The sequence below is a fragment of the Xanthomonas sp. NCPPB 2933 genome, from assembly GCF_056725225.1.
In genome coordinates, this window is record NZ_CM161518.1 from 891,125 (window position 1) to 913,501 (window position 22,377).

Below are 22,377 nucleotides of genomic sequence, written 5' to 3' on the forward strand. Positions count from 1 at the left end.
AAAGCCCCGCTGCCCCGACATGGTGCATCGCACCAGCGCACTGGCATGGCGTTTGCCCTCTTCTCCCTCGACGTTTCCGACGTCTGCGACGCAACTGGCTGCAACAGTGCCTGCGCTGCGGATGTTTCAACCGACTGGTTGTTCAATCGAAGGGGTAGACGCATATGCATCAATCTTCCTGTCGCAGCATTCGCAGCGGTGCGCTGCTCATGCTTGCGCTAAGCGCCGCGCTGTCCGGCTGTAAAAAGGACGCCGCCACCGACACCGCCGCGCCCGCACCGGCCGCTGCCCCCGCCGCTGCGCCGCCGGCCGCCGCCGTGGTCGACACCGATGGCGAATTCACCACCAATGCCAGCAATCCGGACAACTGGGGCGGCATCGGGCGCGACTTCGCACTCACCCGGCATAGCCCGCTGGCCGAAATCAATCGCGACAACGTCAAGAATCTCAAGATGTCGTGGGAGATGAAGACCGATGCCACGCGCGGCCACGAAGGCCAGCCGCTGGTGATCGGCAGCATCATGTACATGGTCAGTGCCTACCCGAACAACGTGTTCGCCATCGACCTGGCGGCACAGGACGACGGTGGCAAGGTGTTGTGGAAATACACCCCGCAACAGGACGAACGCTCGGTAGCGGTGGCGTGCTGCGATACGGTCAACCGCGGCGCTTCGTATGCCGATGGCAAGCTGGTGTTCGGCAGCCTGAGCGGCGATGTGATCGCACTCGATGCCAAGACCGGCAAGGAAGTGTGGAAGCAGAAACTCGGGCATCCGGACAAGGGCGAAACCATCACCATGGCGCCGATTATTGCCGACGGCAAGGTGATCGCCGGCATCAGCGGCAACGAGTTCGGCGTGCTCGGGCGTGTGGCGGCCTATAGCCTGGCCGATGGCAAGCAGGTGTGGTCCTGCGATGCGGCCGGTACGGACAAATCGATCTGCCTGGGTGCGGATTTCAACAAGGCCAACCCGCAGCATGGTCAGCTCGGCGATCTGGGTGTGAAGACCTTTCCCAACGACGAATGGAAGCGTGGCGGCGGTGCGGCCTGGGGCTGGTACAGCTACGACCCGAAGTTGAAGTTGCTCTATTACGGCACCGGCAATCCCGGCCTGTGGAGCCCGTCGTATCGCTGCGGCAAGACCTCGCATGAGGAATGCAACAACGGCGAGCATGACAACAAGTGGTCGATGACCCTGTTCGCCCGCAAGATCGATACCGGCGAAGCGGTGTGGGGCTATCAGAAGACCCCGTTCGACCAATGGGATTACGACGGCATCAACGAGCCGATCCTGGTCGATCTGACCATCGACGGCAAGCAAGTTCCCTCGGTGGTGCAGTTCGATCGTAACGGCTTTGCGTATGTGCTCGATCGTCGCGACGGCACCTTGCTGCGCGCGCACAAGTTCGTGCCGGCCAACTGGGCCGAACGCATCGACATGAAGACCGGTCGCCCGGTCAAAGTGGCCGCGCATTCGCCACTGGAACGCGGCAAGAAAGTGCAGGCGTTCCCCTCGGCAATGGGCGGCAAGGACCAGCAGCCGTGCTCGGTGGACCCGGCCAATTCGGCGGTGTTCTTCTGCGGCACCAACAACTGGCATATGGAGCTGGAACCGCAGGAACGCGGCAACACCATGATGGGTCTGCCCTACGTGTTCGCCAACGTGATGATGAAGCCTAACGAGCCGGGTGCACTGGGCATCGTCAAGGCATTCGATGTGGTGGAAGGCAAGTCCAAGTGGGAGATCAAGGAGAAGTTCCCGGTGTGGAGCGGCACCCTGGTCACCGATGGCGGGCTGGTGTTCTACGGCACGCTGGATGGCTGGTTCCGTGCGGTGGACAAGGACACCGGCAAGAAGCTGTGGGAGATGAAACTGCCCTCCGGCATCATCGGCAACCCGATCGCCTACAAGGCCAATGGGCACCAGTACGTGGCGGTGTTCTCCGGTATCGGTGGCTGGATCGGCCTGCCGGTGGCCGCAGGTCTGGACCCGGCCGATCCGTATGGCGCGCTGGGCGCAGCCGGTCTGGCATTCGGTGCCGGCTTCGACAAGATCCCCCTCGGCGGCATGGTGCATACCTTCCGTATCGATGGTGCGGGCAAGACCGTGACCGCCAGTGCCACCGCCACTGCGGCTGCAGGCGGCGGCACCGCCAACGCCGCAGCGAAGACCGCACGATGAGATCCAGGCAAGGCGTTGCAAGCGTGCACCGGCAGCTCGCTGCCGGTGCGCGTGGCATGAGCCGGCAGCTGCGTCAGCTGCTGGTGCTTTGCAGCCTCGGACTCGTCGCCGCAGGCTGCACACGCGAGCCGTCCTCACCGGCGGCTCGCGCTTCTGATTCCGGTGCGGCGCCCACAGCGGCGCCTGCATCCACTGCAGCGCCAGCCTCCGCGCAAACGCCGGCCAACACGCCGCCACCTGCGCCCGATCCCACTGTGCTGCGCGTCTGCGCCGACCCGGGCAACATGCCGTTGTCCAACAAGGCCGCCGAGGGCTTCCAGAACAAGATCGCGCAGGTCGTGGCCGATGCCATGGGCCGGCGCCTGGAATACGAGTGGCGCACCTACTACCAACGCGGGCTGGCACGCAGCACCATCAATGCCGGCCGCTGCGATGTGTTGATGGACCTCAACAGCGATTTCGAGCAGGGCCTGACCACGCGCCCGCTGTATCGCTCGGCCTATGTGCTGGTGACGCGCAAAGGTTTAGATCTGGTGCCGACCTCGCTGGACGACCCGGCACTGAAAAAACTGCGGCTGGGCGTGTTCCAGAGTTCCCCCGCACGCCAGGCCTTGTATGAGCACGGCATCAGCGGCGATGTGCAGTATCTGTTCTATGACTCGGCCACCGCGCCGGAAGAACATCCCGGCAAGCTGGTCGAACGCGTCGCCGCCAATGAACTGGATGCGGCCGAATCCTGGGGCCCGGTGGCCGGGTATTACGCGCAACGCAGCGGGCTGGGCGTGGTGCCGCTCAACACTATCGACGATTCGGTATTGGAATACTCGATGGCGTGGGCAGTGTCGCGCAAGAACGCGCAGCTACGCGATGCCTTGAACACGGCCATGCAACAAAGTGCGGCAAAGATCGCCGAGATCCTGCGCAGTTACCACGTGCCGCTGGTGCGGTGTAGCGACTGCGTGGTGGCAGGCGATCTGGCATCGCACGGGCCGTATGCGACGCCGACGCCGGTCTCGAAAACGCCGAGCCCGGCCGCGTCGTCGCAGGAGCTGGCGCAGCTGCAACTGCGCATTGCCGACGGTGCCGACCCGGACCAGGAACTGGCGCATGCGCTGGATGCCGGCGATGGCGTGCGTGCGGCGTGGCTGTTGCGGCATGGCGCCGATGCCAATCGTCCCAACCTGCTCGGCGAGCCGCCGGTGCATCAGGCGATCCGCAATCAGGAACCGGATCTGGTCAGCCTGTTGCTCGATGCCGGTGCACGCCTGGATGCACGCGATAGCAGCGGCTGGACCGCCTTGATGAAGGCGGCCTGGGCCAACGATGCCGACAGTGTGGCCAAGTTGCTGGGCAAGCGTGCACCCGTGGACACGGTCTCCAGCGATGGCTGGAGCGCGCTGGAGTTGGCGGTGTCCTACGCCGATGTCGGCGTGGTGCAGGCATTGCTGGCAGCGGGTGCGAATGTGCGGCGTGCCAATCCCACCGGGTTCACGCCGGTGATGTTTGCGGTAGCGCGTGACGACCCGGCCATTCTCGATGCGGTGCTGGCACGCGGGGCCGACGTCGGCCACGCAAACCAGGCCGGCGTCACCGCATTGATGTTGGCTGCCGCTGCTGGGCGTGAATCAGTGGCCAAGCGCTTGTTGGCGGCCGGTGCCGATCCTGCCGCACGTAATCGCGATGGCAAGACGGCCGCCGCATTGGCGCAGGCGCGCGGCGACACCGCGCTGGCCACGCTGCTCAGGCAGACCAGGCGTCCGTCTCGGCAATGACTTCGGCAATGACTGTGTCACCTGCCGCGTGCACGGGGTGCGCGGTGTTCCCTCCGATCAGAAAGGTTCGTCCATGCGCAAGTCCACTGTGGGTTGTTTCGATCGTTCCATGCGCGCACCGCTGTGCGCGTTGATGCTCAGCGTGGTGCTGGCCGCGTGCGGCAAGGAGGCGCCGCCAGCTCCCGCATCTGAGGCGGCTGCTCCGCTGGTTACCAATACGCCTGCGCCGGCCACCGGTACCGCTGCGCCTGCAGCGGCGACCGCCGGGGTGCCCAACCCGGCCGCCGGGCCCGCGCCGGATCCGGCCACGCCACCGGCGCCACCGGCTGCGGTCGTGCCGATTCCGAAGGGACCCGAGGTCAAGGTCACGCCCGAGCTGATTGCCGAAGGCAAGAAGATCTATTTCTCGGCCGGTTGCAACGCCTGTCACGGCGGCACCGGTGGCGGTGGCATGTGCCCGCCGTTGACCAACGACATCTGGGTGTATGGCAGCGACGACGACACCTTGCGCGCGCTGATCAGCGAAGGCACCGCAGCGATGATCACCCACGGCAAGACCCGCGTCGGACATGAAAAAGTGGTCGGGCAGATGCCGCCGTTCGCGCCGGTGCTCAAGCCGGGCGACACCGAAAAACTGCTCGCCTTCATCCATTCGATCAACAAGACCGCGGGCAAGACGCAATGAAGTCAGCGCTGATCAGGTGGCAGCGCGTCTATGTCGCAATGGTGCTGGGCGCGCTGCTCACAGTGACGGGCTGCCAGCGCGACGCTGGTGCGCCTGCGGCGAGCACCGCACCTGCGGCGGCGGTTGCTGCGACCCCTGCAGCAACTCCTGCCGCAGCACCGGTGCCCTCAACACCGCCGGTGTTTGCGTACGTGCCCAATCAGCGCAGCGGCACGGTGTCGGTGATCGACACGCACACCGATACGGTGGTGCGCACGCTGAGTGCGCAAGGGCAACTGGGCAAGCGCCTGCAGCAGGTGTTGCCGGGTCCGCACGGGCATCTGTATCTGATCGACGCCGAGCATCACCGTTTGATCGAACTCGATACCGAAAAAGACGCGGTGCTGCGCAGCGTGGAGATCGGCGAAAACGCCGAAGGCATCGCGTTGTCGCCGGATGGCAAACAGTTCGCGGTGTGTGTGGAAGGGCAGAACCAGGTGATGTTGATCGATGCCGCGCAGTTCAAGCTGCAGCAGGTGATCGCCACGCGCGGGCAGGCGCCGGAGCATTGCGCCTACACGCCGGACGGGCAGTGGCTGCTCACCAGCAACGAGGGCTCCAACGATATGGACATGATCGAGCTGGCCACCCATCGATCGCGCGGTGTGGTCGCCACCAGCGGCCATCCGCGCGGCATGGCGTTCGCACCGGACGGGCACAGCGTGTACATCGCGCAGGAAACCGCCAACGTGGTGGACGTGATCGACCTGAAAACGCGGCAACGCCGCGCCAGTCTGCCGGCCGGTGTGCGCACCGCGGGGGTGGCGTTGTCGGCCGATGGCTCGCGGTTGTACGCATCCAATGGCGGTGCCGGCACGGTCAGCGTGATCGACACCAAAAGCGCGCGCAGTCTTGCCGAAATTGCAGTGGGGCTGCGGCCGTGGAATCCGGCGCTGACACCGGCCGGCGACAAGCTGTATGTCGCCAACGGGCGCTCGAACACGGTGAGCGTGATCGACACCGCGACGTTGCAACAGATCAAACAGATCCCCGTCGGCGAATTGCCGTGGGGCGTGGTGATCGCGCGCTGAGCGGCGGCCATGCCGACGCGCGCCAGGGAGGCCGGATGAAGACACGCGCTGCGGTGGCATGGGGTCCGCACCAGCCGCTGACCATCGAAGAGGTGGACCTGCAGCCGCCGCGGCCCGGCGAGGTGCTGGTGCGCCTGGTCGCCACCGGTATCTGCCATGGCGATGCGCATGCATTGGCGCACGGGCACGCGGGCAGCTTTCCGGTGATCCTGGGGCAGGAGGGCGCGGGCATTGTCGAAGCCGTGGGCATCGGCGTCACCAGCGTGCGTGTCGGCGATCACGTGATCCCGCTGTACATGCCCGAATGCGGCGTGTGCAAGTTCTGTCGCTCCGGTCGCACCAACCTGTGCCAGGCGATCCGCAGCAGCCAGGAGCGCGGGCTAATGCCCGATGGCAGCAGCCGGTTTTCATTGAACGGGCGGCCGATCCTGCATCACATGGGCACCAGCACGTTTTCCGAATACACGGTGTTGCCGGAGATCGCGGTCGCGCGTATCCATCAGGATGCACCGCTGGATCAGGTCTGCCTGCTCGGCTGCACGGTCACCACCGGTGTCGGGGCGGTGCTCAACAGCGCGCATGTGCGGCCCGGCGATTGCGTGGCGGTGTTCGGGCTGGGCGGCATCGGCTTGTCGGTGGTGCAGGGCGCGGTGCTGGCGCAGGCCGGGCGCATCATCGCGGTGGATATCGATCCAGCCAAGTTCGCGCTGGCGCGTGCGTTGGGCGCCACCGACTGCCTGGATCCGCGTGATTACGGCGCACCGATCCAGCAGGTGATCGTGGACCTCACCGATGGCGGCGCCGACCACAGTTTCGAATGCGTCGGCGATGTCGGTGCGATGCGCGCGGCACTGGAGTGCTGCCACAAGGGCTGGGGCGAGAGCGTCATTCTCGGCGTGGCCGACGACGCACAGGAAATCAGCACGCGGCCCTTTCAGCTGGTGACCGGGCGGGTGTGGCGCGGTAGCGCATTCGGCGGAGTAAAAGGGCGCAGCGAGCTGCCCGGCTATGTCGAGCGCTATCTGCAAGGCGACATCCAGCTGGCGCCGTTGATCACGCGCACCCTGGCGTTGGACGACATCAATCAGGCGCTGGCGGATCTGCGTGCAGCGCGCGGTATCAAATCGATCGTGCTTTATTGAGGGAGACGACATGAGGTCGACGCAGCACTTACTGGGGTATCGCAGCACACCGCCGCTTCGCGCCGCACGCCATGGCCGCGATGCATTGCAACGACATCGGCTTGCCTGCGCCTGCGCAGCGCTGCTGTGCGCTGGCACGCTCGGCACTGCAATGGCCGAAGATGCGCCGCAGGTCACCTGGCTGGACCGCATCGAGGTCACCGCCACACCGATTCCCGGCACCACCATCGACGCGGCGCAGTTGCCGTACATGGTGCAATCGGCCACCAATGGCGAGCTGTCGCGCGGGCGCAGCAACAACCTCAGCGATCTGCTGCAGCGGCGCTTTGTCGGTGTGGATGGCAACGATGTGCAAGGCAGTCCGTTCCAGAACGATCTCACCTTCCACGGCTTTCGCGCGTCCGCCTTGCCGGGCGCCTCGCAAGGGGTATCGGTGTATCTGGATGGCGTGCGTTTCAACGAACCGTTCGCCGATATCGTCAGCTGGGACATGCTGCCCGAGTCGGCAATCAATGCAGTGACCCTGATGCCCGGCTCCAATCCCTTGTTCGGGCCGAACACGCTCGGTGGCGCGGTGGTGCTGTCCACCGCCTCCGGTTTGACCGCACCTGGATTGCAGGGCGAAGTGAGCATCGGCAGCGGCGCACGCAAGCGGCTGGACGCCAGTTACGGCCTCGCCAGTCAGGACGGGTGGCATGGCTTTGTCGCGGTCACCGGCTTCGACGAGAACGGCTGGCGCGATGCCTCCGAAGGTCGCCTTGGCACGCTGTTCGGCAAGGTCGGTAAGCAAGGCGAGCAGACCGATTGGAGCCTGTCGGTGCTGCACGGGCGCAGCCGCTTGATCGGTAATGGCCTGTTGCCGGATACGCGCTACACCGACGATGGCCCCGAGCCCGGCTTGTATCGCGCCGACCGCCGCTCGGTGTACACCTCGCCCGATCTCACGCGTAATCGCAATACGCTGTTCACCGCACAGTTGGACCATCGTTTCGATGCGGATACCGCACTGCATGCACTGGCCTACTCGCGCGTGGGCCGCCGCGACACCGTCAATGGCGATATCGGCGAGGACTACGAAGAATTCGTCGAAGAATGCGCATCGGGTTATGCCGCCGATGGCCGCGCACTGGATGCCGATTGCGATGTGGCACGCGCCGATGCCGATGCATTGCCCAGCGGCGCGCTCAACACCACCCAGATGCGCCAGGAAGCGCAGGGGCTTGCAGTCAATTTGAGCAAGCAATGGGGCGCGCATGCGCTCAGCACCGGCGTCACCTTCGATCGCGGCCATGTGCGTTATCAGCAATTCGCCCGCGATGGTTGGGTACAGCCAGACCGCTCGGTCGCCGCCGATCCGGATGCCGAGCGCGCGTTCTTTTCCGGCGTGCGCGGCAGCACCAAAACGCTGGGCGTGTTCGTCGCCGACACCTGGGCCTTGGACGATGCCACCCATCTCACCGCCGCAGTACGCTGGAATCACGTGGTGGTGGACAACATTCTCTCCACTGCCGAAGACGGCGACCGCCCGCGCGAGCGCTTCGTCTACGCCAAGGCCAATCCGTCCCTGGGCCTGACCCACCGGCTCGATTCGGGGCTGACGGTATACGGCTCGGTCGCGCAAAACAGCCGCGCCCCAACGGCAATCGAACTGGGCTGCGCCGATCCCACCCAGCCGTGCCGCTTGCCGACCGGCCTGCAAGCCGACCCGCGCCTGGAGCAGATCATTTCGCGCACCTATGAACTTGGCGCGCGCTGGACGCCATCGGCCAACACCAATGCCAGCTTGTCCGTGTACCGGGCCGACAATCGCGATGATATTTTGTTCCTGCGCGCACCGGACACGCAGCTGGGCTACTTCGACAATGTCGGCCGCACCCGGTATCAAGGCGCGGATCTGTCGCTACGCCTGCGCAGCGGCGATTGGCAGTGGTCAGCCGGCTACAGCTTTCTGGATGCGACCTATCGCAGTGATGGCGAATTACTCTCCGGCGAGCGTGTAATCACCTTGCGTCCCGGCTTGCGCATCGCCGCATTGCCGCGCCACAACCTCAAGCTGGGTGTGGAATGGCAGCGCGATGCGCTGACCTTGGGTGCCGGTATGCGTGCGGTCTCCGGCCGCGTGGCCAGCGGCAATGAAGATGGCCAGGTCGACAACGCCGAAGACGGCGAGCCCGCACCCGAGCGCATCGACATCGGCACCGCCGGCTACGCGCTGGTGGACCTGCAGGCACGTTGGCAACTCGGCGAACGGCTGTCGCTCTTCGCCCGCATCGACAACGTCTTCAACCGCCGCTACGCGACCTATGCGGCAGTGGCCGAAGACGTGTTTCCCGATGGCGAACTGGCGCGCCCGCAGGATGCACCAGTGGAAACCGGCCCGGCCCGTTTTCTTGCGCCTGGCGTGCCAAGGCAGTATCTGATCGGATTGCGCTGGGCGTTGTGACTGGGGCGGGGATTGGGGATTCGTGAGGCGTAAGCGTTGGGGCGGCTAACAAAACTACTGCGCAGCCGTCAGGCAGGCGCTCGCTACTTTTGTTAGCCGCTCTTAGCTGTGCTTAGCATCATCTGGATGATCACAAGCCGCGCTGGTCGGGCGCGCGATGCCCTCACCGCTCGCGGGACACGCCGTGAATCCATCCCTGGAGGCTCGGTGGCGGCATCCATGCCGCCACATGGTCCCGCAATCGGCGAGGCCACCGCACCAGAGAGTGAGTCGGTGGTCGTGTCAAAAGCTGCTTGTTGCTCGGTTGCATCGGGACGATGATCGGCCGCGGCATTATCAGAACAACGCACATCATGCATTGCTTGCAACCATGCACACCGACCATCTCGACTGGTCCTTGCCCGCCCACCGTCGCGGGACCTTACGCGGCATGGATGCCGCGTAAGAGCCTACACGGACGTACTTGCGGCGTGTCCTGCGATGGTGGGCGGGCAAGGGCCCTGCAGCCAAGCGCAGATCAGCCGCTCTGCAAGCGATTTGTCCGCGCTATCCAACCGCTCCAAGACAACCGAGATTCCAAGTCTTGGCGGCACTTAGATTCAGTCAATAGCGCAGGAAGTCGCGGACACCACGCCAGAGAGTTAGTCATTTGTTTTCTTGAAAACCATGCACACCGATATGACCAACTGGTCCTTGCCCGCTCACCGTCGCGGGACCTTACGCGGCATGGATGCCGCGTAAGAGCCTACATGGACGTACTTGCGGCGTGTCCCGCGATGGTGGGCGGGCAAGGGCCCTGCAGCCAAGCAACAGATCAACCGCTCTGCAATTACGTCATGTACGTGGTGCATGCCGCACCGAGCAAACTTGCCACCGTCTGATGGCCAAGAAGTAGTTCTGTTGATCGCTGTAAGGACCAGCACCAAGACCCTGCTTTGGCTTTTACGAATCCCCAATTCCCAATCCCGAATCACCGCCACCGCTCAGCCCGTATCCAACCCATGCTTGCGCAGCTTGCGATACAGCGTATTGCGGCTGATACCTAGGGCATCGGCGGTGCGGCTGACATTCCAGCGGTGGCGTTCGAGTTGCTGCTGCAGCACCAGGCGCTCGGCTTGATCGAGTGCGACGCGGCCGGGCATGTCGTCGGCCGCCACCGCACGGCCATCGACCAGACACGGCGCGCTGCCGGCATCGACGATTTCCTGCGGCAGATTCGGTAGCCGGATCACGCCATCGCTGCACAGCACCGCCGCCGTGCGCAGCACGTTGCGCAACTGGCGCAGATTGCCCGGCCAGGCGTAACTCAGCAATTTGTGCATCGCTTCTTCGCTGATGCGCACGCTGTGCTCGCTGTTTTCTTCGCGCAGCAAGGTGCGGATCAGCTCGGCCTTGTCGCTGCGCTCGCGTAGCGGCGGCAGATGCAGTACCACGCCATTGAGCCGGTAATACAGATCCTCGCGGAACTCGCCGGCTGCCACCCGCTGCGCCAGATCGCGGTGGCTGGCGCTGATCACGTGAAGTTCCAACGGCACCGCGCGCTCGCTGCCTAACGGCGTGACGGATTGTTCTTCCAGCACCCGTAGCAGGCGGCTTTGCAACGGCAGCGGCATGTCGCCGATTTCATCCAGAAACAGCGTGCCGCCACTGGCCTGCAGCAATTTGCCGTGGCGGCCTTCGCGCGCCGCATCGGTGAAGGCGCCGCGTGCGTAGCCGAACAATTCGCTTTCGATGAGCGCTTCTGGAATCGCCGCGCAATTGATCGCCACGAACGCACCATTCGCCCACGGCGAGCCCCGATGCACTGCCTTGGCGAACTCTTCCTTGCCGGTCCCGGTGTCGCCACGCAGCAAAATCGACACGCGGTGCGCTGCCAGTTTCAACGCATTGGCCAGGTTGTGGCGCATGCGCGGATCCGAGCCCACATGCTCGCCGGGTTGCAGCTCGGTATCCGGCGCCAGCTGTGCCGGCCCACCCACCGCCGGCAGCGCAGGACGCGCACGCGGCGGGCGCACCAGCGCGTAGAAACGTCGCCCGTGGCAGGCGCAGCGGATCGACCACAAGGTGCCGGCATCGCTGCCCGCACGATGCTCGAGGGTGTCGAAATCCAGTTGCATCACCTGCGAAATATTGCGGCCCACCAGCTGGCTGCGATCGATCTTGCCGAGCTGCTCCAGTACCGCCTCGTTGACTGCCAATACACGGCCGTCCGTATCGATCGCGATCAGCGCCTCATGCAGCAACCCGGCAAACTCGGGCCGGCTATGGAAGCGCAGGATGAAAGCGTGACCGAACTGATTGAGAAAATGCGAGCGCGAGATCTGCGCCGCCGACATGCTCACCAGGGCCACGGTGTGGCGCTGGATCTGCTTGCCGTCCTGCGCATCGGGCGTGGAGGCATCCAGCACCGCCAGCAGACCGCCGTGCGGGTCCAGGATCGGCGCGCCGCAGCACGACAACGGCAGATGGCGGGTCAGATAATGTTCGCCACGGTGCACGCTCACCGCCGTGCGCTCCACCGCGCAGGTGCCCAGCCCGTTGGTGCCCTGATGACATTCGGCCCAACTGGCGCCGCAGAACAGGCCGGCCTGGCGAAATTCGCGCAGCAGCGTCGGGTCGTGCACGCTGTGCAGCACGGTCGCTTCGGCATCGGCAAAGATCACCGCATAACCGCTGCCGGCGATCTGCTCGTAGAGGTTTTCCATTTCCACCTTGGCGATGCGCAGCACCTCGCCCAGACGCTGCTGGCGCTCGCGCACGTGCAAGGCATCGTGCACCAGCGCTTCGGGTGGTGCCTCGGGCAACAGCGAATGCTCGTCCAGGCAGCGTCGCCACGAGCGCGACAGTGGCGCGGCCAACGGGGCGATGTCGCGCAGCCGGCGGATCTGCCGGAGCACATCCGGTTCGATCTCAGGCAGGGCGATGGACGTAGCGGCGACAACGCTTGGCTCGGACATGGGCCAGCGTTCCTCAATGAGCGCGAAGCGTCAGTAGAGGCACAGATCGGGCTGATGCTCAAACTGCATTGCAGCAACTGCATTGCAGCAAATTGCGTTGCATCAACTGCATTGCTGATGCGGATGCCACGGTCAGCGATGGCAGGTACCGGATGTGGTAGTTGTCCGCTCGATACCGAGTGAGGCAAAAGAGCCCCTCTCCTGCGGGAGAGGGATTGGGGTGAGGGTACGGTGCGAAGCCTCATGCTGTTGGAACTGCACGTGGCTTCGCTCGTACCCTCATCCGCCCCTGCGGGGCACCTTCTCCCGATGGGAGAAGGGTCAAGCGCTGATCAGGGCGGTGCGCCTCAGAGCGCGTAACCAAACTGCTGCTTGAACTGGTCGTTGAACTCGGTGAAATCGAAGCGCTGATTCTGCGTGCCCGGATGTTCCACCTTCAGCGCGCCCATCAAATTGCCCATCCGGCCGATCGTCAGCCAGTCGTAGCCGCCCTGGATGCCGTAGATCAGCCCGGCGCGGAAGGCGTCGCCACAGCCGGTCGGGTCGACCACGCGGCGCTCGTGCGCCGGCGGGATGTCGTAGGTCTTCTCCGGCGTATGCACCAACGCGCCCTTCGGGCCTTGCGTGGTGATGTAGGCCTGCACCCGCGAGACGATGTCCTTCTCGTCCCAGCCGGTGCGTTCCTGCAGCAGGTTGGACTCGTAGTCGTTGACCACCACGTACTGGGCCTGCTCGATGAACTGGCGCAGTTCCGGGCCGTTGAACAACGGCATCGCCTGGCCGGGATCGAAGATGAAAGGGATACCGGCGGCAGCGAACTCTTCCGCGTTCTGGATCATGCCTTCGCGCCCGTCCGGGCCGACCAGGCCCAGGGTCACGCCGGGCACGTCGCGCACGTGGTTTTCGTAACTGCGCATCATCGCGCCCGGATGGAACGCGGTGATCTGGTTGTTGTCGTGGTCGGTGGTGATGAACGCCTGCGGGGTGAACAGATCATCGATGATCTTCACCCGCGACAGGTCGATGCCCAGCGCTTCGAAGTGTTCGCGATAGGGGCCGAAGTCCTGGCCAACGGTGCCCATCGGAATCGGCGCGCCGCCGAGCAGATGCAGGTTGTAGGCGATGTTGCCGGCGCAGCCGCCGAACTCGCGGCGCATGCGCGGTACCAGGAACGACACATTCAGGATGTGCACCTTGTCCGGCAGGATGTGATTCTTGAACTGGTCCGGGAACACCATGATGGTGTCGTAGGCGAGGGAACCACAGATCAGTGCGGACATCGAGTCAGGCCTTTGCGTAGGGAAATACCCGCCAGTTGCCGGGCATGGCAGCGGGGCGGCGCGAACGCCGCGGCGCAAAGGGTAACGGCTGCGACCGATCAGGGCCACAACCGCATGCCATGCCCGGCGTGACCGGCACATGAAAACCCGGCCGAGATACCTGATTTTTCCTTGCTCGCACCGGGGGGGATTGCTAGGCTAGTGGACTTCGTTTTTCGCCCATTTTTTCGCCAGTCTGGCGGCAGGGCACGCGACTCCTCAGGAACGGCTCCCCCGATGTTCAAGAAACTCCGCGGCATGTTCTCCAACGACCTGTCCATCGACCTGGGCACGGCCAATACGCTGATCTACGTGCGCGGGCAGGGAATCGTACTGAACGAACCATCGGTGGTGGCGGTACGTCAGGACCGCGCAATCGGCGGCACGCGCTCGGTGGCCGCCGTCGGCGCAGAAGCCAAGCAGATGCTCGGCCGCACGCCTGGCCACATCACCACGATCCGCCCGATGAAGGACGGCGTCATCGCCGACTTCACCTACACCGAAGCGATGCTGAAGCACTTCATCAAGAAGGTGCACAAGTCGCGCTTCCTGCGTCCGAGCCCGCGCGTGCTGGTGTGCGTGCCGGCCGGCTCTACCCAGGTCGAGCGCCGCGCCATCAAGGAATCGGCGGAAGAGGCCGGTGCGCGCGATGTGTATCTGATCGAAGAGCCGATGGCTGCAGCGATCGGTGCCGGCATGCCGGTGACCGAAGCGCGCGGTTCGATGGTCATCGACATCGGCGGCGGCACCACCGAAGTGGCGGTCATCTCGCTCAACGGCATCGTGTACTCGCAGTCGGTGCGTGTGGGCGGCGACCGCTTCGATGAGTCGATCACCAACTACGTGCGCCGCAACCACGGCATGTTGATCGGTGAAGCCACCGCCGAGCGCATCAAGCTGCAGATCGGCTGCGCCTACCCGCAGGACGTGGTGCAGGAGATGGAAATCTCCGGCCGCAACCTCGCCGAGGGCGTGCCGAAGATGATCAAGATCAACTCCAACGAAGTGCTCGAAGCGCTGCACGAGCCGCTGTCGGGCATCATCTCCGCGGTCAAGCTGGCGCTGGAGCAGACCCCGCCGGAACTGTGCGCCGACGTCGCCGAGCGCGGCATCGTGCTCACCGGTGGCGGCGCGCTGTTGCGCGACCTGGACCGCCTGATCTCCGAAGAAACCGGCCTGCACGTGCAGGTGGCCGACGACCCGCTCACCTGCGTGGCCCGCGGCGGCGGTCGCGCGCTGGAGCTGGTGGACATGCACGGCAATGAGTTCTTCGCGCCGGAGTGAAGCTTTCGGGATTCGGGAGTCGGCATTGGGGATTCGCAACGCGTGTCCCGGCCTTCGGCCTTGACCGATTGCGGTACAGCCCTGTTTGTCTAACGCTTAGTCGTATCGGGGGCAGCCGACTGCTCCTCGAATCCCCAATCCCGACTCTCAAATCCCGGCCTTAAAGTGCCCTCCTACGCCGGTCCTCCCGTCGCCTCCCGTCCTGGCGAAGTCACCTCCACGCTGCGCCTGCTGGTCTATCTGGTGCTGGCGATCGTGCTGATCGCGCTCGATAGCCGCGGTAGCTGGCTGAGCCAGCTGCGCATGCAGGCCAATCTGCTGATCCAGCCGATCTGGGCGGTGGCCGGGCTGCCGGGGCGGATCGGTTCGCAGGTGCGCGACAACGCCGCCACCCACGCGCAGCTGGTGGAAGAAACTCGCTCGCTGCGCAATCAGCTGTTGGTGGCCAATGCGCGCCTGACCCGGCTGCAGACCGCCGCGCTGGACAACGCGCAGCTGCGCGAACTGCTCAACGTGGCCGAGCGGCGCGGCCTGGACGTACAGCTGGCGCCGATCCTGGATATCGACCTGGACCCGACCCGGCAGCGCCTGCTGCTGGATGCCGGCAGCCGCGATGGCGTGCTGATGGGCCAGGCGGTGATCGATGCCGGCGGCCTGATGGGCCAGGTGATCGAAGTCACCCCGCTGCATTCGACCGTGCTGTTGCTCACCGACCCCGACCACGCAGTCCCGGTCAGTGTCGCGCGCAACGGCGTGCGGCTGATCGTCTACGGCCGCGGCGACCGGCTCGAACTGCGCGACATCCCGCTGAGCGCCGGCGTGCAGGTGGGCGATGAGATCGTCACCTCCGGCCTGGGTGGCCGCTTCCCGGCAGGCTTCCCGGTCGGCAAGGTGTCCGAGCTGCATCCCGACGATACCCACGCCTTCCTGGTCGGCGAACTGACCCCCGCCGCCAAGCTCGATCGCGGCCGCGACGTGTTGTTGCTGCGCGCCGGTAAACCGCTGCGCGTGGTGCCTGGGGCCGGGAGTGGGGAGTCGGGAGATGGGATTCGCAACGGCAACGGCAACAGTGTCGAGGCGGCTGCGGCCAGCGCGCCAGCGAGTGCGCCGGTGACCGCAACACCACGCACGCCGGCGGGCGGAGTTTCCAACACAGCGATTGATCCGGCACGCCCGACGGCCGAAGCGACATCGGGCACCGGCAGCGCGCCGCGTGCACGGTCCGCATCGACACCCGCCGCGCCCGGCGCGCAACCGGCCCGCGCGCCAGCGTCCGTCCGTCCGGCCACCACGCTGGCCCGCCCCCCCGCGTCGAACGCATCCAACAGCCCGATTCCCGATCCCCGTCCGGCTTCGTCGCAGGGCGTGCGGGCGGCGGGAACAGGGAATGGCAGCGGCACGCAGACGCCAGCTGGCCGTGCGAGCGGTGCGCGGCCGCCGCAGAACACCGCTCCTACCGATTCCCCACTCCCGACTCCCAATTCCCGCCCGTCTCCACCGGAGACGGACCAATGACCCGCATGCGCAACACCTGGATCCTGCCGGCGAGCTTCGTCATCGCGCTGGTGCTGGGCCTGCTGCCGCTGCCGCTCGTGGTGCAGCCGCTGCGTCCTTACTGGCTGGCGCTGGTGCTGGCGTACTGGGTGATCGAAGAGCCTGACCGGGTCGGGCTGGGCATCGCGTTCGTGGCCGGCGTGCTGGCCGATCTACTGTACGGCGGGCTGCTCGGCGAGCAGGCGCTACGGCTGGTGATCTTGACCTTCATCCTGCAGCGCTTTCGCGCGCGGATGCGCTTCTTCCCGGTGTCGCAGCAGGCGCTGGCGATCGGCGGGCTGCTGCTGAACGACCGCATCGTGTCCTCGGCGGTGCACTTGGCCGTCGGCGAGCCGACCCTGCCGTGGAGCTACTGGTGGGCGCCGCTGCTGGGCATGGCGCTGTGGCCGCCGCTGTTCGTGTTGCTGGATGCGGTGCGGCTGGGCAAGCGGAGCAAGAAGTAAGCCATGCACGGGCGTCGTCACCCCAAGAACCCGCACGCGGAGGCCGAGCAGTTCCGCCGGCGTGCGGTGCTGGGCTTTGTGATGGTGGTGGTGTGCCTGGTCGGCCTGGGCGGCTGGTATTTCAAACTGCAGGTGCTCGACCACGAGGTCTATGCCACCCGCTCGGAAGCCAACCGCATCAAACCCAAGCCGGTGGTGCCCGGGCGCGGCATGATCTACGACCGCACCGGCCGGCTGCTGGCCGAGAACGTGCCGGCGTTTCGCCTGGACGTGACCCCCGACAAGGTCACCGACATGGCCGCCATGCTCGCCGCGCTGGGCAAGGTGATCCCGATCGCGCCCGAGGATCTGGAGCGCTTCAATCGTGAGCGCAAGGCGCGCCGCAGCTTTCTGCCGGTGACGCTCAAGCTGCGCATGAGCGATGAGGAAATGGCGCGCTTTGCAGTGGAGCGCTGGCGCTTTCCCGGAGTGGAGCTGGAGCCGTATCTGACCCGGCGCTATCCGTTCGGCCCGTTGTTCGCGCACATCATCGGCTACGTCGGCCGCATCGACGAAAAAGATCTGGCGGTGCTGGGCGAGGGCAATGCCGCGCTCACCCACATGGGCAAGTCCGGGCTGGAGCGCTATTACGAACAGGATCTGCGCGGGCAGGTCGGCTACGAGCAGGTCGAAACCAATGTGCAGGGACGGGCGATCCGCACCGTCGGCCGGGTCGCGCCGCAGTCGGGCGCGGACCTGCGGCTGTCGGTGGATGCCGATCTGCAGCGCGCGATGGTGGCCGCATTCGGCGAGCACGAAGGCGCGGCGATCGCCATGGACCCGCGCACCGGCGAGATCCTGGGCATGGTCAGCCTGCCCAGCTACGACCCCAACCTGTTCGTCAACGGCATCTCGCACACCGACTTCCGCATGCTCAACGACAACCCGTCGCGGCCGCAGTTCAACCGGCTGGTGCTGGGCGGCGTGGCGCCGGGCTCCACGCTCAAGCCGCTGATCGCGCTGGCCGGGCTGGATAGCGGCCTGCGTCGGCCGGAAGACCGGGTGTTGTCCACCGGCATGTTCTATCTGCCCGGCGTCAGCCGCGGCTGGGGCGACTCGCACCGCGGCGGCCATGGCTGGACCGATCTGCGCAAGTCGATCGCTCAGTCGGTCAACACCTATTACTACCGGTTGGCGGTGGACATGGGTATCGAGCGCTTCGACCACTACATGGGCGGGTACGGCTTCGGCGCGCCCACCGGAGTGGATCTGCTCGGCGAAATCGGCGGCATCCTGCCGTCGCCGGCCTACAAGTACAAAACCCGCAAGGAGCGCTGGTACCCCGGCGACACCGTCAATATCGCCATCGGTCAGGGCGACTGGAAGGTGACACCGTTGCAGCTGGTGCGCGGTATTTCAGGGATCGCCAGCGGCCTGCTGCAGCGCCCGCATCTGGTGCTGGAAGAGCGCACCGGCTTCGATCATCCGTGGCAGCCGATGATCCAGCCGCCGGGCAAGCCGATCAGCCCGAATCCGGCGCATGTGCAAGTGGTGCGCGAGGGCATGATGGACACCATGCGCCCCGGTGGCACCGGTTATGCCATCACCCCCGGCGCGCCGTACCTGATGGCCGGCAAGACCGGCACCGCGCAGGTGGTCAGCCGCAGGGGCGTGGCGGCGGTGGACCCGCGTAGCCTGCCGATGCATTTGCGTCACCGCGGCCTGTTCGTCGGTTTCGCACCGGCCGACAACCCGGTCATCGCGGTGGCGGTGGCGGTGGAGGGTGGCGGCTTCGGTACCAGCTCGGCGGCGCCGATCGCACGCAAGATCTTCGACGCCTGGCTGCTGGGCAAGATGCCCGCCGGCCTGGAGCCGCTGGACAGCGAGCTCGGCATGACTGCCGTGGGCGTCAACCAGTTCGAGGCCGGCGCCACCGATGCGCGCCAGGCCGGCGATGCGGCCGCGGCCACGCTGGCCGAGTTGCCGGTGGTGATCGGCCAGACCGCCGTGGCATTGGACCCCAACACGCCGGCGCAGCCGGTGGTGCCGGATGTGCCCGATGCGGTGCAGGAGACCGACCATTGAGTGACATCCTGCGCTGGCTGGTGGACATGGTGGCGCGCTTCACGCGCAGCCTGGACTGGGTGCTATGTCTGGCGCTGGGTGCGTTGATGGTGATCGGCCTGTCGGTGCTCAAGAGCGCCGGCGGCGCCGCCAACGGCGATCATCTGGTGATGGCGCAAGGCGTGCGCTTCGTCATCGGCCTGGCCGCGATGTGGGGCATTTCGCGCATGTCGGTGCTGCGCCTGCGCGCCTGGACCCCGTGGGTCTACGGCTTGTCGATGCTGCCGCTGCTGGCGGTGTTCGCGCTGGGCACCGGCAAGTACGGCCGCCAGTGGCTGGATCTGAAATTGTTTTACCTGCAGCCGGCCGAGTTGTTGAAGATCAGCCTGCCGATGATGGCGGCCTGGTATCTGCATCGCATGCCGCTGCCGCCGCGCATCTCCACCGTGCTGGTCACCTGCATGATCATCGGCGTGCCCACTGCGCTGATCATGCTACAGCCGGACTTCGGCACCGGCGTGCTGATCGCCGCCAGCGGCGTGTTCGTGCTGCTGCTGGCTGGGCTGCCGTGGTGGTGGGTGGCGGTGGGCGTGGGCGGTGTTTCGGCGGCCGCGCCGGTGGCCTGGTTCTGGCTGCTGCGGCCATACCAGAAGGACCGCATCATGATGTTTCTCAACCCGGAAAACGATGCGCTCGGCGCGGGCTGGAACATCATCCAGTCCAAGATCGCGATTGGCTCCGGTGGTTTCGATGGCAAGGGTTGGGGACTCGGCTCGCAGTCGCATCTGAACTTCATTCCCGAGCAGACCACCGACTTTGCGTTTTCGGTGCTCAGCGAAGAATTCGGCTGGATCGGCGTGGCCACCGTGTTGACCTTGTATCTGATCGTGATCGGCCGCTGCCTGTGGATCGCCTCGCAGGCGCGCGACACCTATTCGCGGCTGATGGCCGGTGCCACCGGGCTGGCGTTCTTCGTCTACGTGCTGGTCAACGGCGGCATGATTTCCGGCCTGCTGCCGGTGGTCGGCGTGCCGATGCCGCTGATGAGTTACGGCGGCACCTCGGCGGTGTCGCTGCTGGCCGGATTGGGCCTGGTGATGGCGGTCAAGGCGCATCGTCCTGTGCATGGGTATTGAGCCGGCGTGTCGTGCGGCTAACGGCAGCTGGCAAAACTACTGCGCTCACCATAGATGGGTGCGGCTGGCGTTCTGGTTCCCACCTGCACGCAACCAAGTGGTGAGGGCATTGCGGCCTCGACCGACTAAAGCTTTTGACCTTAGCCTCTAGCTGCATCTAAAACCGCTACCGCTCAACCAGTGTGTCGAAGTGATTCGACAGTGCGGATGGATCAGTTGTAGAGCGGGTGATCTGCTGCTTGGCTGCAGGGCCCTTGCCCGCCCACCGCCGCGGGACACGCTGCAAGTACGTCCATGTAAGCTCTTCTGCGGCATCCATGCCGCATAAGGTCCCGCGGCGGTGGGCGGGCAAGGACCAGTCGAGATGGTCGGTGCGTGGTTGCGAGCAGTTGCGCGGCTGTTCGATGAGGTGCGGTCTGAGCAGCTCCTTTCGATACGAGCGAGTCACTGCTATCCCGACATCGCTGCACGCGTCAACAAGGTGCGTGTGGCTAACACGTTGCCGCCATCGCTACAGCGTTCGAGTGATTTTGTTGTTCGCTTTAAGCACGGCGCGCTGCATGCGACACGCACATGTCACGCAGCTGACGCTTCGCAAATCGCGCACCGTTCTGCGCGCTGCGTTGCAATGCCGACACACCGTCGCGGTGCCGCTTCGTTCGCGCGGTTCCGGGTTCGCTTGCCTTGCGCATGTGCTGTGATTGCTCCGTAGAGTCCGTCACGCCGCTGAGTTTGCCGCGGCCGGGTCGCGTTGCTTCAGCAGGCACGCGCCATTCCTCTCTCAGGTGATCTTCTTCATGAAATTGCTAACCGCCGCCATCGGCGGTGTCTGTCTTACGCTCGCCGCACAAGCCGGCGCCATCAACCTTGCAACCGGCGATACGCGCGCTGTCTCCGAGCCGGCGATTCCTGCCACTTGCCAGCCGGTGAGTGCCAGCCACACGCCGAGTGGACGCCTGTTTGACGCTGCATCGGAAAGTGCGCCGCCGGATACCAAAACCATCCAGGCCGCACTGACCGCCTGTACCGGCAAAAACGGCAGCGTGCTGCTCAAGGCCGGCACCGGCACTGCGTTTCTCAGCGGGCCGCTGTCGATTCCCACCGGCGTCACCTTGGTCATCGATCAGGGCGTCACCCTGTACGGCTCGCGCAATCCGGCCGACTACGGCAGCGGCTGCGGCACTGCCGGTGCCAAGAGCGGTGGGTGTCTGCCGTTGATCAGCGTCAAGGGCCTCAAGTCGGGCGTGATGGGTGTGCGTACCGGCGGGCGCCAGGGCACCATCGACGGCCGCGGCGATCTGCCCATGCTCGGCAAGAACACCACCTGGTGGGAATTCGGCGAAAACGCCAAGAACGCAGGCCAGGTGCAGAACAGCCCGGACCTGATCAAGGTGCAGAACTCCAACACCTTCACCCTCTACAACGTCAATCTGATCAATGCGGCGTACTTCCATTTCTTCGCGCATATCGTCGATGGCCTGACCATCTGGGGCGTGCGGGTGAAGTCGCCGGCCACCAGCCCCAACACCGATGGTCTGGACCTGGACAGCGTGGTCAACGCCAGCCTGGTCGATAACGATGTGATGGGCGGCGACGACTGCGTGGCGATCAAGACCATTGCCTCCAAGTCCGGCAACATCAGCGTGCGCGACAACCGCTGTTACGGCACCCACGGCATCTCGATCGGCAGCGAAGTGATGTCCGGGGTCAACAATGTGCTGATCGAAAACAACGCCATCACCGCCACCGACGATGCCGGCAACCGCAGCACCGACAACAACGGGCTGCGTATCAAGACCAGCATCGTCAAGGGCGGCCCGGTCAGCCTGATCACCTATCGCAACATCTGCCTGTTCGGGGTGACCAGCCCGCTGGTGATCAACCCGTTCTATTCGACAGGTGGTGGCGGGACCAAGCCCAGCTTCAAGGAGATCGTGGTCAACGGCTTGCGTACCACGGGCGATGTTGGCCTCAAGGGCAAGGGCTGGATCCTGAAGGGCTTTGATGCGCAAACGCCGCTGGATCTGGTGCTGGCCAATCTTGCGACAGGCAACACTGCCGTCACTGCCAGCAATGCGCAGATCGGGTTGGTCAACAGCGACCTGACCGCCGAAAAGTTGGGCGCCGGCGTCACTACCGCCCCCGTGCAACTGAGTGGCGCGATCCCGACCTGCTCGACGGCACCGCGTTTCCCGGAACTGTGATCGATCGGGCGTGGCCGGCGTTTCGGCTGCGCCTGATTTTTTCAAATGTTGCTCGCAAAAAACGATGCAGCGCCGAGAGGTGCTGCATCGTGGGGACTGGGGGGAATCCCCGATGCCATCGCAGCGGACACATCCGGGCCTG

General features: G+C 65.4%; 14 protein-coding genes. 12 read left to right on the forward strand and 2 right to left on the reverse strand.

The features are described 5' to 3' along the window. Positions 1 to 164: 164 nt before the first annotated feature. The 6 genes from AC1PLU_RS03835 (at position 165) to AC1PLU_RS03860 (ending at position 9,295) form a co-directional block, all read left to right on the forward strand. Positions 165 to 2,183 carry a methanol/ethanol family PQQ-dependent dehydrogenase gene (locus tag AC1PLU_RS03835; RefSeq protein WP_481095153.1) on the forward strand — a complete coding sequence of 673 codons (2,019 nt, stop codon included), beginning with the start codon at positions 165 to 167 and terminating at the stop codon, positions 2,181 to 2,183. Beyond that, complete coding sequence (locus AC1PLU_RS03840; protein WP_481107755.1) at positions 2,180 to 3,955, forward strand: quinoprotein dehydrogenase-associated putative ABC transporter substrate-binding protein; 1,776 nt, start codon at positions 2,180 to 2,182, stop codon at positions 3,953 to 3,955. The genes AC1PLU_RS03835 and AC1PLU_RS03840 overlap by 4 nt, the downstream gene beginning before the upstream one ends. A gap of 37 nt (positions 3,956 to 3,992) precedes the next feature. Beyond that, positions 3,993 to 4,640: a c-type cytochrome gene (locus AC1PLU_RS03845; protein WP_481107756.1), complete on the forward strand. Its 648-nt coding sequence runs from the start codon at positions 3,993 to 3,995 to the stop codon at positions 4,638 to 4,640. Beyond that, the gene (locus tag AC1PLU_RS03850; RefSeq protein ID WP_481107757.1) at positions 4,637 to 5,710 is read left to right on the forward strand and encodes a beta-propeller fold lactonase family protein; all 1,074 of its coding nucleotides are present in this window, start codon (positions 4,637 to 4,639) and stop codon (positions 5,708 to 5,710) included. The genes AC1PLU_RS03845 and AC1PLU_RS03850 overlap by 4 nt, the downstream gene beginning before the upstream one ends. Before the next feature lie 35 nt (positions 5,711 to 5,745). Next, positions 5,746 to 6,852 carry an S-(hydroxymethyl)glutathione dehydrogenase/class III alcohol dehydrogenase gene (locus tag AC1PLU_RS03855; RefSeq protein ID WP_481107758.1) on the forward strand — a complete coding sequence of 369 codons (1,107 nt, stop codon included), beginning with the start codon at positions 5,746 to 5,748 and terminating at the stop codon, positions 6,850 to 6,852. Between the two features lie 151 nt (positions 6,853 to 7,003). Further along, positions 7,004 to 9,295, forward strand: coding sequence for a TonB-dependent receptor (locus tag AC1PLU_RS03860; protein ID WP_481108461.1), 2,292 nt, complete (start codon positions 7,004 to 7,006; stop codon positions 9,293 to 9,295). 983 nt (positions 9,296 to 10,278) lie between these two features. On the opposite strand, the gene AC1PLU_RS03865 is transcribed toward AC1PLU_RS03860, so the two are convergent. Together AC1PLU_RS03865 and AC1PLU_RS03870 are read right to left on the reverse strand one after the other, a co-directional pair. Further along, positions 10,279 to 12,252 carry a sigma-54-dependent Fis family transcriptional regulator gene (locus AC1PLU_RS03865; RefSeq protein WP_023905170.1) on the reverse strand — a complete coding sequence of 658 codons (1,974 nt, stop codon included), beginning with the start codon at positions 12,250 to 12,252 and terminating at the stop codon, positions 10,279 to 10,281. Between the two features lie 347 nt (positions 12,253 to 12,599). After that, positions 12,600 to 13,532: a carbohydrate kinase family protein gene (locus tag AC1PLU_RS03870; protein WP_006452026.1), complete on the reverse strand. Its 933-nt coding sequence runs from the start codon at positions 13,530 to 13,532 to the stop codon at positions 12,600 to 12,602. 276 nt (positions 13,533 to 13,808) lie between these two features. On the opposite strand from AC1PLU_RS03870, the gene AC1PLU_RS03875 reads away from it, so the two are divergent. The 6 genes from AC1PLU_RS03875 to AC1PLU_RS03900 all read left to right on the forward strand — a co-directional run bounded on the left by AC1PLU_RS03875 (position 13,809) and on the right by AC1PLU_RS03900 (position 22,235). Next, positions 13,809 to 14,855, forward strand: a complete 1,047-nt coding sequence (locus tag AC1PLU_RS03875; RefSeq protein WP_023905168.1) for a rod shape-determining protein — start codon at positions 13,809 to 13,811, stop codon at positions 14,853 to 14,855. A 165-nt stretch (positions 14,856 to 15,020) separates the two neighbouring features. Beyond that, positions 15,021 to 16,370, forward strand: a complete 1,350-nt coding sequence (mreC, locus tag AC1PLU_RS03880) for a rod shape-determining protein MreC (protein ID WP_481107759.1) — start codon at positions 15,021 to 15,023, stop codon at positions 16,368 to 16,370. After that, positions 16,367 to 16,852, forward strand: a complete 486-nt coding sequence (mreD, locus tag AC1PLU_RS03885; protein ID WP_023905166.1) for a rod shape-determining protein MreD — start codon at positions 16,367 to 16,369, stop codon at positions 16,850 to 16,852. The genes mreC and mreD overlap by 4 nt, the downstream gene beginning before the upstream one ends. Before the next feature lie 3 nt (positions 16,853 to 16,855). Continuing rightward, entirely contained in the window at positions 16,856 to 18,916 is a 2,061-nt protein-coding gene (gene mrdA / locus AC1PLU_RS03890) for a penicillin-binding protein 2 (RefSeq protein ID WP_481107760.1), read from the forward strand. Then, positions 18,913 to 20,031, forward strand: a complete 1,119-nt coding sequence (gene rodA, locus AC1PLU_RS03895) for a rod shape-determining protein RodA (protein WP_023905164.1) — start codon at positions 18,913 to 18,915, stop codon at positions 20,029 to 20,031. Before mrdA ends, rodA begins: the two co-directional genes overlap by 4 nt. Before the next feature lie 797 nt (positions 20,032 to 20,828). Then, positions 20,829 to 22,235 carry a glycoside hydrolase family 28 protein gene (locus AC1PLU_RS03900; protein WP_481107761.1) on the forward strand — a complete coding sequence of 469 codons (1,407 nt, stop codon included), beginning with the start codon at positions 20,829 to 20,831 and terminating at the stop codon, positions 22,233 to 22,235. Positions 22,236 to 22,377: the final 142 nt, after the last annotated feature.